The organism is Actinosynnema sp. NPDC037264, from assembly GCF_055603705.1.
The window spans coordinates 25378-38087 of the sequence record NZ_JBVJVK010000034.1 but is presented as its reverse complement, the minus strand read 5'-3'; the positions used below and the strand labels follow the sequence as shown (position 1 = coordinate 38087).

Here is a 12710-nt window from a genome sequence, read left to right as displayed (position 1 = left end):
GGAATTCTGTTCCCGCCAGGACGATCGCAGCATGCTTGTGACCACCACTTCGGTGCCGAACCGAGAAAGGGTGATCACCGTGACCGCGATCCGGACCAAACTACGTCACACGCTCGTCCTCATAGCCACCACAGTTTCCGCTCTGACAACCGCGTCCTCGACCGACGCCCACAGCGCTCCCCTCCCGGTTGGCTGCGGCTTCCAGCACGTCAACCCCGATCACCACAACGGCGCGACCTCCCTCTACACCCACTGCGCCGACACGTTCATCCTCGTCCGAGTCGACACAGCCCTCGACAGCTACCACGCCTGCGTCGGCCCCCGAGGCACCTTGAGGTTCTTTCCCAGCAACGAGGTCAAGTACGCCTACTACGTCCCGATCCAACCGAGACTGATCACCGTGTCCGACGGCCGCCAGATCTGCTCCACCACCCAACCGCCCGTCTGACCTTCGGCACGGGTGCCCACTCGCTGAACATGCCAGAAACCATGATCGCCTCCGCGAAGCTCAGGTGCGGAGGCGATCAGCTATTCATGGGTGCGGCGCGGAGATGTGCTCGCGACCGCGTGCGGACGGCGTTGTCTACTCGAATCCACCGCGCTTCGCCGCAGCGACGAACTCACTGAAAGCGTGCGCACGGAAAGCGATGTCGACGCCTGGGCGCTTCGAGTCTCGAACCCCTACCGAGCGGCCGACAAAGGCCACCTCGACGCAGTTCGACCCGCCGCCGCCGTTGCTGCCGCCGCTCCGGCTGCTCTTGCGCCACGTAGCTACGGAGAAATCGGGTTCAGTCAAGCCGAGCCCCTCCCATCTTCGATCACTGCGGCTCACTCCCCAACTCTTCGATGACCTCGCTGATCAGCGCGATCGAGTCGGCTGGGGTGAGGGCGATCCCGAGCAAGTGCCCGAACATCAGCGTACAGCGCCTCACGTCCTCGGAGTCTTCGAGATACAGGCTCCCACCTGGGCCGTCGGTGTAGCCGATGTCCGCTGTGTCGTCGGAGAACTCGAAGATCGTGAACCAACCCGACAGGCCAGGATGTGCGCCGACCTCGGCTCCCACCACCTGGAGCGTCACGTTGCTCCAGGACGCCAGCTGCACGAGACGACGAAGCTGTTCGACACGCACATCGTTCGAGCCGATGCTCGCCCGGAGCACGCGCTCATCGAGCAGGACCCAGAGTTCCTGCGGGTCTTCACGAGTCAGGACTGCCTGCCGAGCCATGCGTGCGGCGACACGCCGGTCCAGCTCATCCGGTTCGATGCTCGGCTCGATACCCGCGATCACCGCGCGGGCATAGCTCTCCGACTGGCAGAGACCGGGCACGAGCAGCGGTTCCCAGACGCGCTGCACGGTTGCCCGCTCCTCGTACTCGCCGAAGTCCGTCATGTTGTCGGGCAGGCCACGTCGGCCCTTGTGCCAGTAGCCCTTGTCACGAGCGGCCCTTGCCCACAGCTTGAGTTTCGCGCGCTCGTCAGGATCATCGTGTTCATAGATCGCCAGGAGGTCTTCAACCACGTCCGGCTGGATCCGCGCCTGATCGTTCTCCATCCGGCTCAGCTTGGTGACGGACCACTTGCCGCTTCCGGGTATCGCCTGCAGCGCACGGACGACGTCCTCCTGTCGACGGTCGCCGCGCAGCTCCTTGATCCTGGCCGCCAGTCGCTTGCGCACGTTGGGCGGGATGTTGTCCGTGGCCACGCCGATCCTTCCTCGCTGATCTCTCCAACAGCACCCTACGGACGCTCATCCGGCCGGATCTGTTACCCCGACCAGGTGAACAACTAGCAAGTTGTGGGTTCTCCACTTGCGAAACTCGCAACTTGCGACCAATCCTAGCCGTACACGACGTAGCCAGTGAAGGACTTAACGTAACGAGGAGGCCAATGTGACGATCACAGGGCTTGTCGATCTCCTCCCTGTCACCTCGCGTCGACGGTCGAGCCGAACCTGCCCCGCCTTCTCCGGGTGGTTGTGATGGGCATACGCGCGTTTCGATGGCTGCCGTTCGACGGGCAGCGCCACGCGATCCCCGACACGCTGGCGGCCAACGACGAAGGCAGGACGTTGTGCGGTGTCGGCGTGAGGGTGCCGCACGACCCGCCGCCGAGGATTCCCGACGGCTGCTGGCCGACGTGCCATGGCTGCGACGTGGCGTGGCGCGAGCACGAGGGCATCCCCGTCTTCCCACGGCCGCGCGTCACAGGCAACAAGCCCCGGGCCGTCGTCAACGCGCGGCGCGCCGAGGTCGGAGTGCGGTTGTGAGGGTGGCCGGGAACAACAACGTCGTGTTCGCCGCGCTGCGCGATCGACTTTGGTCCGACCTCGATGCGGTGGTCGATGTCGTGCTGGACGGCGACGACCACACGGCCGCCGTGGTGGCGCGCGGCGAACTGCCCGGTCTGGTCGCCGGACTGCACGCCCTGCTCGCGCAGCACGTTCCGGACGTGAACGGCCATTGCCGGTACTGCCGGGCCGGACGGTGGTGGCGCCGGACACCGGTGCCGTGCCGGGTACTGCTGGAGTTTCACCTCGCCCGGGACGACGCGTTCAGCCACCGACCACGCCACCGACTCGCGACGACGCGAGCCCGAACCACCACGACATCCCGTTTCCGGAGATGCCGTGCTCACCGGAGCGGACCACCCGACGCCGCATCCACCACCTGAACCACCCGGCCAGGTCCGCACGCCGCTTGCGCACCCGATCACGTCGCCCCACGTGACCGCTGTGCGCAGAGCGCCGAACCGACGCCGGTCGCCGGGGCGGCAGGTTCCGCACCCCCTGCCGCCCCACCGGTCTTGCCCGTTTTCGACCCCACCCGTGAAGCCCCACCACAACCCCTCGGAGAACGTGCACATGACCCGCAACGACGGCCAACCGCAGCCCACGCTGCGTGGCCGCGTCCTCGGCACCGAACTGCGCCGGGCTCGTGAAGCCGCCGGCCTGTCCATCGCCGAGCTCGCCGCACGCAGCGGCCAGTCCGCCGAGACCGTGCGGCGCCTGGAAGGGGGTGTCACCGACGCGTCTGCACCCGATCCCACGCTGTGGTGTTCGTGGGGCCCACTCGCGACCAGCGTGATCAACATCCTGTGCCGTGTGTCGGAGCGGGTCGACCTCTTCGCGCCACTGGGCATCAACCCGGTCTTCGAACAGCTCGACGCCGATCGCTGCACCGCTTACGTGCTGGAAGGCACCGTCGTCGACCGCACCGACGTCACGGTCCGCGTGATCCCACGCAGCACCGGCTTCTTCCCCGGCCTCGAGTACCACCCGCCGACCCGCTTCTGCCTGCCCGACGGCCCGGCAGTCGTCCTCTACGCCTACCTCCACGCGGCGCACTTCACCGAGGAGACCGATCACTTGCTGGCGGCGTACACGCTCTTCGAGCACCTCGCCGACCTCGCCGGCACGTCGGATCCCGCGTAGTCGACCCGATCGCAGCAGACGCACCGCACGAGGAGGACCGGGTGGGACCACGCCGCAGTTCGCTGCCCAAACACCCGCCGAACACGCAGCTCGCGTGGCAACGTCTCCAGCGGGGCTGGAGTCGCGACGAGCTCGTGGAGCAGATCAGGCGGAGCATGCGTGCGGCCGGCGAGGCCGAACCCGGCCTGAACGAGGAGGCCGTTCGGCGGTGGGAGTCCGGTGACCGCACGCCCGAGCCGCGTTACCGCAAGCACCTGGTGCTGGTCTTTGGCATGACCGCCGACGAGTTGGGCCTGCTCTCGCCGGACGAACTCGCACTGCGCCCGGGGACGACCACCGCGTCGCACGCGATCATGCGGGACGATTTCCTCGACACCGTCGTGAGGAAGGTGACGTCGATGATGCTGAGCGCCGGGGGCGAGTTCGGCCGGAAGGTGTTCCTCAAAGGGCTTCTCGGCGCGAGCGTGGCGCCACTGCTCGCGGGTGGGATCGCGGTGCCGGACGATGTCGAGGCCTTGGCCGGTTCGCAGGGCGCCCGGCTGGACCGGCGCTCGGTCGACGCCTACGCCGCGATCACGGCGTCGCACCGTGACCTGTACTGGACCAGCCCGGCCGCCGCTCTCCTGCCCTCGGTGGTCGCTCACGTCCAGCTCGGCGAGAACATGATGGAGGCGACCTTCGGCGATGTGCTGCTGCCGCGGCTTGGCGCGGCCGTGACCGAAGGGGCGCTGCTCGCCGCGAGGCTCGCCTTCTTCGACCTGGCGCAGGAAGACGTCGCGGAGGTGTTCTTCCGGCTGGCGCAGGACGCGGTCGAGGTGTCCCGCGATCACAGCCTGGCCGCCGCCGTGCTGGCACACCGCGCGTTCGTCCCCGGCTTCGCCGGACGGGAGCAGCCCGCTCGCGACCTGCTCAAGGCCGCTCACGCACACACGCGCTACGACGGCGGGCCGCTGCTGCGGTCGTGGCTGCACTGCGTCGACGGCGAGATCTCCGCACGCACCGGACAGACGGCGGCGAGCATCGCTCGCATCCGGTCCGCCGAGGACGCGCTGACCACCGGCGGGACCGACCCGGTCTGGCTCGATTTCTTCGACGCTTCCCGGTTGGCCGGGTTCGCCGGCAACACCCTGCTGCTCGCCGGTCAGCATCGCGCCGCGGCGTCGCGACTCCAAGAGTCCTTGGACGGCCTGGCCGACGGCGCCTCCAGGCAACGGGCCGTCCTGCTGTTCGACCTCGCCACGGCACAGGCGCCCAGCGACGCCGAGCAGGCGTCCGCCACCGCCCAGCAGGCGTGCCACGTGCTCGGACGCGACTACTACGCCACCGCGCTCAAGCGCGTGCCCGACGTCCGGCGGGCCTTGGGCGACACCCCCTACGCCGCCGAGCTCGACGACCAGGTCCGTGCGTTGACCAGGACGGCCTGACTCACCTGTTCCCGTCGTTGTGCTCGGCCACGCGCGCCGGGAGCTCCGCCAGGCCGTCGAGCGTGAACAGGCACCGCTGCTCGACCTCCGGCACCCGCAGGATGTGCCCCCACGGCCCGCGGCGGATCAGCGCGGTGGCAATCCCGACCTGCTGCGCGGGCCGGATGTCGTTGTCCAGCCTGTCGCCGACGTAGAGCACCGAGCCCGCGGCGACGCCGGCTTCCCGCACGACCCGGTCGAAGAAGGCGGGCGACGGCTTCTCCACGCCCCAACCGTCGGACGTGCCGATCACGTCCACCGGTAGGTCCAGCGACTTCAGGATGCGTTCCGCTCGGGCGGTCTGGTTCCCGGCGACACCGACCAGCAGCGCCGACGCGCGCAGTTCCTCCAGGCAGGGCCGGACATCCGGGTACAGGTTCTCCTCGGCGAAGCTCTCCGGCTGCCCGGCGGCGGCACGGCGCTCACGTTCCTCGGCGAGATCGAACCCGGGCCTGAACACCTGGAACGTCTCGCGGTAGTCCTTGCCCTGCGCGATGACGGCGCCGAAGACGGCGGAGAACGTGTGGCGGGGGATCCCGAGCCAGTCCGCCCACGTCCCGTACTCGCGCGTCTCGTCGACCAGGACCTCACCCACGTCGAAGAAGACCGCTTCGATCACCGCCACCTGACGTCCCTCCCTCACGTTCGCCGACACCGGCATCGTGCCCCACCTCGCCGAACCACCGCCCGGCAGGCCGGAGAGCCGCCCGAATCGTGGGAGCCGGCGGGATCGCGGAGGTCCGATGGAGGGTCTCTGGCCGGTGCCCCGGACGTTCACGCGCTGGTGAACTGGCTCTCCCGCCCCCGACAACCATCCGCAGCCCTCGGGCTGGCGACGAGGAACCGATGGACACCGACGACAAGACCACCACCACACCGAGGATGACCACCGCCCGCAGCCGGGAACTCGGCGAGGAACTGCGCCGGATCCGGCACCGGGCACGGCGATCAGCGGTGGACACCGCCGACGCGCTCGGGTGGTCGTTGGGCAAGCTGAGCAAACTGGAGACCGGCAGCCGAGGCACCAGTCCGTGGGAGATCGGCGTCCTCACCGGCCGACTGGGCGCGGACAAACCCGCCCGCGACCGCATCCTCGCCATCGCCACCGAGCCCGACACCGGCAGCTTCATCCGAACCCACGACAACCGCCCCGACACCCTGACCGCCCTGCGCCAGAACGAACAGGCCGCCCTCACCATCACCGCCTACGAACCCCTCACCATCCCCGTCCTCGCCCAGACCGACGACTACGCCCACGCCCTGACCGGCGACCGCGCCCTCGTCCAGGACCGGGCGGTCAGGCAGGAGATCCTGCACAACACCGACCGCCCCGACACTGTCCTCTACCTGCACGAGACCGCACTGCGCACCGTCGTCGGAGACCCGAAGGTCATGCGGGACCAGATGCGGCACCTGACCCTGATGCGCGAATGGACCCGCACAACGCTGCGCCTCATCCCGACCTCGGGACCGTTCCACCCGGCCCTCGCGCGACCCGCCACGGTCCTCACCTTCACCGCCCCCACCCGCCCGATGGCGTACGTCGAGACCGACACCTCCACCGTGTTCCACGACGATCCGGCCCTGGTCGCCCACTACCAGGCCAAGATGCGCCGCCTCGACTCGCTGGCCCTGCCGAACACCGAATCCCGTGACGTCCTCGCCCGCTGGGCCGACACCTACGACCGCGACACACGCTGACGACCCCACCATGCCTCCCACCACACGCGAGGCAACGCCACGACAGCGACGGAACCCACCGGCGGGAGAACCCCGATGAGCACCTACCACGTCGCACTGCGGACCGACGTCTTCACCAAAGCCGCACGACTGGCCGGTTTCCGCTCCGACTACAGCGCGGCGAAGGCGATGGGACTGAACCGCTCCACCCTCACCCGGGTGCTGTCGGGCGAGCTCCACCCCGGGCCCGCCTTCATCGCAGGCGCGCTCGTGGCACTCACACCGATGCAGTTCGACGATCTGTTCACAGTCGTCGCCAACCCGGACAAATCCTCATGACCGACCCTGAACCCAGCGCCACACCACCACGCCACGAGCCGACCGCCCCGGCCTCCGACAGCCGCCCCCGGCTCGACCCCGACCGCATCCTGGCCACACTGCAAGCGGTCATGGACCAACCCGAGTCAGCGGTGGCGCTGCTGACCGAGACGTGGCGCACCGTCCCCGCCAACGTCGACCAAGCGTGGCTCCACCGGCTGTGCGACCTCGGAGCCGAACTCGCCACCACCCTGCCCACATCCCTACTGCTCGCCACAGCCTTCCGCCGCGCCGCACAAGCCCTGCGCACCCGCGGCCACCTCCACCTCGCCGCCGTCCACGGCATGCGCGAACTGGCCATCCACCGCCTACGCGACGACGACCCCGACACCACCGCGGCAGCACTGCACGACCTGGCCCAGACCTACCGCGCCCAAGACCTCCCCCACAAAGTCATCGGCTGCGCTGACGAAGCCCTGGAAACCTATCTACTGCACCACCACGACATCGGCACCGCCCACACACTGCTCTACCTCGGCACACTCATGATCGAAGCCGGCCGACACCACTCAGCCGTCAAATACCTCACCCGTGCCGACAAACTGCACCAGCACCTCTCCGACCCCACCGAACACGCACACTGCCTCGCCAACCTCGGTCACGCCCTCCGGCGAACGGGCAACCACACCACCGCCCACCGCACCCTCAACCGCGCCCTCGGCCTGATCATCGGCAAGGACGACCCCGCCGCCCGAAGCATCCGAGCCCTCGTCACCGCAACCCGCCAACCCTAAGATCGACTCGACCGACCCCCACACCGCGATGACCCTCCAGCACCAAACCGATGCCAGAACGGCACATCGTCGCCTAAAGTAGCTGGTCAAGAAGTGTCTTCCCCGCGCGAGCGGGGGTGGTCCCAGCTCACCGACGAAGTTGGGGCAGTTGAACGTGTCTTCCCCGCGCGAGCGGGGGTGGTCCGACGTTCCCGAAGAGCCGGGTCTATCCGGCGCAGTCTTCCCCGCGCGAGCGGGGGTGGTCCCGTGGGTTGGGGCTCGCGGTGGCGGGACAGGCCGTCTTCCCCGCGCGAGCGGGGGTGGTCCGTTCCCGCTCCAGCTCTACGCCCCCGACCCGTTGTCTTCCCCGCGCGAGCGGGGGTGGTCCCAAGAACTACCGCCAGACGGGCAACGAGAAGTGGTCTTCCCCGCGCGAGCGGGGGTGGTCCCGGTTCCCTGGTCTCGTACATGATCGGGACCGGGTCTTCCCCGCGCGAGCGGGGGTGGTCCCGGCTCCTACATCGTCACCGGCGCCCGCCGGTGGTCTTCCCCGCGCGAGCGGGGGTGGTCCGCGCGAGACCGATGATCGCGCGAGCCGGCTCACGTCTTCCCCGCGCGAGCGGGGGTGGTCCCGACGACAACGGCGACGTCATCCAAGGCATCGCGTCTTCCCCGCGCGAGCGGGGGTGGTCCCCCGCGCCGCTGCCCCTGCAAGCCGTCGGCCGACGTCTTCCCCGCGCGAGCGGGGGTGGTCCCCCCGTCATCCGCTCCGGGCCGTCCCTGCTGATGTCTTCCCCGCGCGAGCGGGGGTGGTCCCGGGTGACCGGTTCATCGGTCTTCGTCGATGTCGTCCTCCCCGCGCGAGCGGGGGTGGTCCGCCCTTCGCCAGCGCGAGCACGCGCCACTTGCCGTCTTCCCCGCGCGAGCGGGGGTGGTCCGTGGCTCCCAGTAGTTCACCCGTTTGGAACTTGGTCTTCCCCGCGCGAGCGGGGGTGGTCCCGCCTCGGTCTCCGAGCTCGTGCCCATCGGCGCGTCTTCCCCGCGCGAGCGGGGGTGGTCCACTGGGTGTAGCCAACGCGGAAGTTGACGTTGCGTCTCGCCGCGCGAGCCGAGGGTGGTTGATTCGGATGGGCTGGCGTCGTGGTGGTCAGGTGGGTTGGGTGGGTGTGGCGTTGGTGAACGCGGTCCAGAGGAGGTTGAGGGGGTGGTCGGGGGCGTAGCGGTGGCGTTCGTCGGGGCGGGCGAAGATGCCGGTGACGATCTGCAGGTCGGGGTTGTAGTCGTGGGCGAGGGGGATGTTGCGGAGGTTGGTGCCGGGGAGTTTGCCGGTGACGGCGGCGTGGGCGACGCGTTCGGTGGTGAGCATGGCGCCGTGGAGGAGCTCGTTGTCGAGCAGGGTGAGGCCGTAGTTGAGGGAGTCGATGTCGGCGACGACGTTGAGTGCGCCGCGGTAGTCGGGTCCGTACCAGCGGCTGAGGAACTGGGCGAGCAGTCCGGCGGAGGGGACGAGCAGGGGCAGGGTGCGCAGGGTAGTGGAGGTGACGGGGGTGTCGGGTAGTTCGCGGGTGGTGAGGTTGGTGAGCAGGGCGACGCGTTCGCGGTGCCATTCGATGAAGTCGTAGTCGAGGGCGACGGGTTGGTCGTGTTCGGCGGCGAGGCTGCCGCAGACCAGATCGACCTGCTTGGCGTCCAGGCGGGCCCAGAGGTCGCGGGTGCGGACGTGTTCGATCTTGAGGTGGATGCCGCGGCGTTCGAACTCGGTGCGCAGGCCGGGCCAGATGCTGCCGAGGAACTGGACGGTGAACTCGGTGGTGCCGACGGTGACGGTGGAGCCGACGCGGCGCCGGGTGTGGTGCAGCCGGTCGTTCCAGCCGCGCAGCTGGCCGATCGCGAGGTCGACGACTTCCTCGCCCGACGGTGTGAAGGCGTGGTCTTTGCCGCGGCCTTGTTTGAGCACGAGCGCTTCGCCGACCAGGCGCACGGCGGTGGCGTTGAGATTGTCCAGCTGCTTCTGCACGCTGGACTGCTCGCGTCCCAACGCTTTGGCGGCGCGTTGGGCGCTGCCGGTGACGCGGACGACGGCCAGGGTGCGGAGTTGGTCGAGGCTGAGGTCGAGCAAGTGCGGCGGGCAGTCCAGCAGTTCGGCCAGCAACGCGGCGTCGTGGTCGGCTGTCCTGGCGGCGGTCACGAGTACTCCCTCGTCGGGTGGTGGTGTCCGGGCGGCCACCTGGGTTGTCGCTGCGCGCAACGACAACCTAACTATGCCAACGATGTCCGCACGGACATCTTAAGCGGCGCTACTGTTCGACCGAACATCTACTAGGGCGGTCGAACGGCCGCCTATGGCCAACGGCACCGGGGTGTCGTAGGGATGTTGGAGGTCGAGGCCGTGAGCGCACGCAGCATCATCGGACCGGACCAGGCGTCGTCGTGCTACTTCCGCACCACGGTCGACGCGCCGCAACGCAAAGCCTTGGTGCAGATCAACGAGGACTGCAACCTGCACTGCGCGCACTGCTTCGTCTCGGCCACCAAGACCGGCCGCCAGATGCCCCTGGACGACATCGTGCACAAGGTCGTGCCGCGGCTGGCGCAGTGCCGGGTCACCCGCGTGACCCTGACCGGCGGCGAACCGACGCTGCACCCGGACTTCATGGCCATCGTGCGCGCGTTCCGCGACGCGGGGATGCAGGTCGGGATCTGCACCAACGCCACCACCCTGGACACCGAGCAGATCGCCGAACTGGCGGAGATCGGCGGGGTGCACTGCAACGTGTCGCTGGACGGGTTCGCCGCCGAGTCCCACGGCCGCTTCCGCGGCGACCGGGCCTCCTTCGACGTCACCGTCACCACCGTCAAGCGCCTGGCCGAGGCCGGGCTGCTGCAAGGGCTGTTGTGCACGCCGAACACGTTGGCCCGCAACGAGGAGTATGCGCAGCTGTGCGCGTTCGCCCGCGACCACGGTGCCCGTTACGTGCTGCTCAACCCGCTGGGCAGCATGGGCCGCGGCGTGAAATCACAACGCACACTGGCCAAGACCACCCTGCACATGCAGGACATCTTCCAGCGCACCATCGGCTTCGACGGCCCGGACCTGGACATCGCGCACATCCGCTTCCCCAACACCGAGGGCAAACCGCTCGCGGGCTGCGAGGCCGGCACCATCCTGTACGTGTTCACCCCCGGCGAGGTCACCGTCTGCCCCTACCTCGTCTTCGCCGCCCGCACCCCCACCTCGCAGCACGCCGACACCGAGTTCATCGTGGGCAACATCTTCACCGACTCCGACCTCGCCACCCGTGTGGACGACTACCGCTTCCACGACCGCTACCAGGTCGGTGCCAACCCCACCTGCGGCAGCTGCACGCTGGCCGACGGCTGCGGCAAAGGCTGCCCCGCCGCCGTCATCGCCGGCGGCGGACGCATCGGCGACGTCGACACCGAACAGTGCCCTGTCCCCACGCAAGGACGCCGGCTGCTGCCGCTGACCCCCGCATGACCACCCTCGACACCCGCCTGCCGGGCACGCTGATCACCGTCGACGGACCGGGTGGCGTCGGCAAGTCCACCACCGTCGCCCGCGCCGTCGAACTCCTCACCGCCACCGGCGCGACCGTGCACGGCACCACCCAGCCCTCCCGCACCCCGCTGGGTGAGCTGATCCGCCACGGCACCGACACCTACCACGGCTTCGCCCTGGCCCACCTGTGCGCGGGCGACCGCCACCACCAGCTCACCGACGAGATCCTGCCCGCCCTCTCCACCGGCGCCATCGTGATCAGCGACCGGTACGTGCCCGCATCCCTGGTCCTGCAAGGACTCGACGGCCTCCCCATGGACACCGTGTGGACCATCAACCACCGCGTCTACCGCCCCGACCTCGCCGTCATCCTCAACGCCGAGCCCACCGTCATCCAACGACGACTTCGCACCCGCGGCGCCCACTCCCGCTTCGAACGCGCCCACGACAGCAGCACCCGCGAATCCCTCGGCTACCACCAGGCCGCCGACTACCTCCGACACCGTGGCTGGCCGGTGGTCACCCTCGACACCACCACGACCAGCCCGAACCGGATCGCCGAGCAGCTCGTCGACCTGATCCGCTCCACCCACGCCCGCACCACCACGACGACCGCGGCCGGCAGGTCCGCGCAGGAGAACCCGGCATGCCCCTGAGCCTGCTCACCCTCAACCTCGGCGCCCCCTCCCTGGACCGCGCCCAACGCCAACTGGCCTGGCTCGCCACCCGCCCCGAGGACGTCCTCGTGCTCACCGAGACCAAAGCCACCCCCGGCACCCGCCACCTCGCCGACACCCTCACCGCCGCCGGCTACAGCGTGACCATGCCCGAACACGCCGACGGCGAACTCGGCGTCATGATCGCCAGCAAACTCGCCACCCACCCCGACCCGCTCACCGACCACCTCGACTACCTCCCCGCCCGCGCCACCGGCATCGTCATCGACACCGACCACGGCTCCGTCCGCGTCCTCGGCGCCTACGTGCCCTCCCGCGACGCCACCCTCGACAAGACCGAACGCAAGAAACGCTGGATCACCGCCTTCCTCACCGCACTCGACACCACCCACAACGAGCAGCCGATCATCCTGCTGGGTGACCTCAACGTCCTCGAACCCGACCACCAACCACCCCACCGGGGCCAATTCGCCCCCTTCGAATACGACTTCTACCGCGCCCTCACCCACCGCTGCGGCCTGATCGACCTCTACCGCCACCACCACCCCGACCGCCTCGAACACAGCTGGGCCCGCCGCCCCGACCTCGGCTACCGCTACGACCACGCCCACGCCACCCCCACCCTCACCGAAACACTCACCACCTGCGACTACCTCCACGAAACCCGCACCCACCAACCCGACGGCACCCGCCTCACCGACCACTCAGGACTCGCCCTCACCCTGGCCCTCACCCCCACCACCAGACTGCTAACGTCCGACCCCACTACGGTGGCCACCCAGCACGACGACGCCGAGTTCACCCTCTTCTGACCCCGCCCCACCGGCCACCCTCTCCCCGACCGCCAC

General features: G+C 69.3%; 15 protein-coding genes and 1 CRISPR repeat array. Of the genes, 11 read left to right on the top strand and 4 right to left on the bottom strand.

Annotated features, from left to right (window positions below; genetic code table 11):
- Window positions 1–31 precede the first annotated feature (31 nt).
- Window positions 32–448: a DUF6355 family natural product biosynthesis protein gene (locus ACZ7GX_RS29690; protein WP_498781380.1), complete on the top strand. Its 417-nt coding sequence runs from the start codon at window positions 32–34 to the stop codon at window positions 446–448.
- 135 nt (window positions 449–583) lie between these two features.
- Here the strand turns inward: ACZ7GX_RS29690 and ACZ7GX_RS29685 are convergent, their stop codons facing one another.
- Together ACZ7GX_RS29685 and ACZ7GX_RS29680 are read right to left on the bottom strand one after the other, a co-directional pair.
- Window positions 584–832: a DUF397 domain-containing protein gene (locus ACZ7GX_RS29685; protein ID WP_498781378.1), complete on the bottom strand. Its 249-nt coding sequence runs from the start codon at window positions 830–832 to the stop codon at window positions 584–586.
- A complete protein-coding gene (locus ACZ7GX_RS29680; protein ID WP_498781376.1) occupies window positions 819–1703 on the bottom strand; it encodes a helix-turn-helix domain-containing protein in 885 nt (294 codons plus the stop codon). The genes ACZ7GX_RS29685 and ACZ7GX_RS29680 overlap by 14 nt, the downstream gene beginning before the upstream one ends.
- 276 nt (window positions 1704–1979) lie before the next feature.
- Here ACZ7GX_RS29680 and ACZ7GX_RS29675 point away from each other — a divergent pair, with 276 nt between their 5' ends.
- The 4 genes from ACZ7GX_RS29675 (at window position 1980) to ACZ7GX_RS29660 (ending at window position 4855) form a co-directional block, all read left to right on the top strand.
- Window positions 1980–2267, top strand: coding sequence for an HC3 family zinc finger protein (locus ACZ7GX_RS29675; RefSeq protein WP_498781374.1), 288 nt, complete (start codon window positions 1980–1982; stop codon window positions 2265–2267).
- 2 nt (window positions 2268–2269) lie between these two features.
- On the top strand, window positions 2270–2671 hold the full coding sequence (locus tag ACZ7GX_RS29670; RefSeq protein WP_498781373.1) for a hypothetical protein: 402 nt from the start codon (window positions 2270–2272) through the stop codon (window positions 2669–2671).
- 190 nt (window positions 2672–2861) lie between these two features.
- Window positions 2862–3431, top strand: a complete 570-nt coding sequence (locus tag ACZ7GX_RS29665) for a helix-turn-helix domain-containing protein (protein ID WP_498781372.1) — start codon at window positions 2862–2864, stop codon at window positions 3429–3431.
- 41 nt (window positions 3432–3472) lie between these two features.
- The gene (locus ACZ7GX_RS29660) at window positions 3473–4855 is read left to right on the top strand and encodes an NsdA family TPR-like regulatory protein (RefSeq protein ID WP_498781371.1); all 1383 of its coding nucleotides are present in this window, start codon (window positions 3473–3475) and stop codon (window positions 4853–4855) included.
- A gap of 1 nt (window position 4856) precedes the next feature.
- On the opposite strand, the gene ACZ7GX_RS29655 is transcribed toward ACZ7GX_RS29660, so the two are convergent.
- Window positions 4857–5519, bottom strand: coding sequence for an HAD family hydrolase (locus tag ACZ7GX_RS29655; protein ID WP_498781369.1), 663 nt, complete (start codon window positions 5517–5519; stop codon window positions 4857–4859).
- A gap of 221 nt (window positions 5520–5740) precedes the next feature.
- On the opposite strand from ACZ7GX_RS29655, the gene ACZ7GX_RS29650 reads away from it, so the two are divergent.
- From ACZ7GX_RS29650 to ACZ7GX_RS29640, 3 genes are all read left to right on the top strand, one after another.
- Entirely contained in the window at window positions 5741–6595 is an 855-nt protein-coding gene (locus tag ACZ7GX_RS29650) for a DUF5753 domain-containing protein (protein WP_498781367.1), read from the top strand.
- A gap of 75 nt (window positions 6596–6670) precedes the next feature.
- On the top strand, window positions 6671–6913 hold the full coding sequence (locus ACZ7GX_RS29645; RefSeq protein WP_498781366.1) for a transcriptional regulator: 243 nt from the start codon (window positions 6671–6673) through the stop codon (window positions 6911–6913).
- The gene (locus ACZ7GX_RS29640) at window positions 6910–7686 is read left to right on the top strand and encodes a tetratricopeptide repeat protein (protein WP_498781365.1); all 777 of its coding nucleotides are present in this window, start codon (window positions 6910–6912) and stop codon (window positions 7684–7686) included. The genes ACZ7GX_RS29645 and ACZ7GX_RS29640 overlap by 4 nt, the downstream gene beginning before the upstream one ends.
- A gap of 95 nt (window positions 7687–7781) precedes the next feature.
- Window positions 7782–8725: direct repeats of the CRISPR family, unit length 28 nt; unit sequence GTCTTCCCCGCGCGAGCGGGGGTGGTCC.
- 87 nt (window positions 8726–8812) lie between these two features.
- Here ACZ7GX_RS29640 and ACZ7GX_RS29635 read toward each other — a convergent pair.
- Entirely contained in the window at window positions 8813–9853 is a 1041-nt protein-coding gene (locus tag ACZ7GX_RS29635) for a LysR family transcriptional regulator (RefSeq protein WP_498781363.1), read from the bottom strand.
- 201 nt (window positions 9854–10054) lie between these two features.
- Here ACZ7GX_RS29635 and ACZ7GX_RS29630 point away from each other — a divergent pair, with 201 nt between their 5' ends.
- The 3 genes from ACZ7GX_RS29630 to ACZ7GX_RS29620 are packed head-to-tail and all read left to right on the top strand — an operon-like array spanning window position 10055 to window position 12674.
- The gene (locus ACZ7GX_RS29630; protein WP_498781362.1) at window positions 10055–11164 is read left to right on the top strand and encodes a radical SAM protein; all 1110 of its coding nucleotides are present in this window, start codon (window positions 10055–10057) and stop codon (window positions 11162–11164) included.
- A complete protein-coding gene (gene tmk, locus ACZ7GX_RS29625) occupies window positions 11161–11841 on the top strand; it encodes a dTMP kinase (protein WP_498781361.1) in 681 nt (226 codons plus the stop codon). Before ACZ7GX_RS29630 ends, tmk begins: the two co-directional genes overlap by 4 nt.
- Window positions 11832–12674, top strand: coding sequence for an endonuclease/exonuclease/phosphatase family protein (locus tag ACZ7GX_RS29620; RefSeq protein ID WP_498781360.1), 843 nt, complete (start codon window positions 11832–11834; stop codon window positions 12672–12674). Before tmk ends, ACZ7GX_RS29620 begins: the two co-directional genes overlap by 10 nt.
- Window positions 12675–12710: the final 36 nt, after the last annotated feature.

What these genes read in the sequence shown, in the direction of transcription:
- ACZ7GX_RS29690 (WP_498781380.1), top strand. Translation starts at nt 32, where the DNA reads ATGCTTGTGACCACCACTTCGGTGCCGAACCGAGAAAGGGTGATCACC.
- ACZ7GX_RS29675 (WP_498781374.1), top strand. Translation starts at nt 1,980, where the DNA reads ATGGGCATACGCGCGTTTCGATGGCTGCCGTTCGACGGGCAGCGCCAC.
- ACZ7GX_RS29665 (WP_498781372.1), top strand. Translation starts at nt 2,862, where the DNA reads ATGACCCGCAACGACGGCCAACCGCAGCCCACGCTGCGTGGCCGCGTC.
- ACZ7GX_RS29650 (WP_498781367.1), top strand. Translation starts at nt 5,741, where the DNA reads ATGGACACCGACGACAAGACCACCACCACACCGAGGATGACCACCGCC.
- ACZ7GX_RS29645 (WP_498781366.1), top strand. Translation starts at nt 6,671, where the DNA reads ATGAGCACCTACCACGTCGCACTGCGGACCGACGTCTTCACCAAAGCC.
- ACZ7GX_RS29640 (WP_498781365.1), top strand. Translation starts at nt 6,910, where the DNA reads ATGACCGACCCTGAACCCAGCGCCACACCACCACGCCACGAGCCGACC.
- tmk (WP_498781361.1), top strand. Translation starts at nt 11,161, where the DNA reads ATGACCACCCTCGACACCCGCCTGCCGGGCACGCTGATCACCGTCGAC.
- ACZ7GX_RS29620 (WP_498781360.1), top strand. Translation starts at nt 11,832, where the DNA reads ATGCCCCTGAGCCTGCTCACCCTCAACCTCGGCGCCCCCTCCCTGGAC.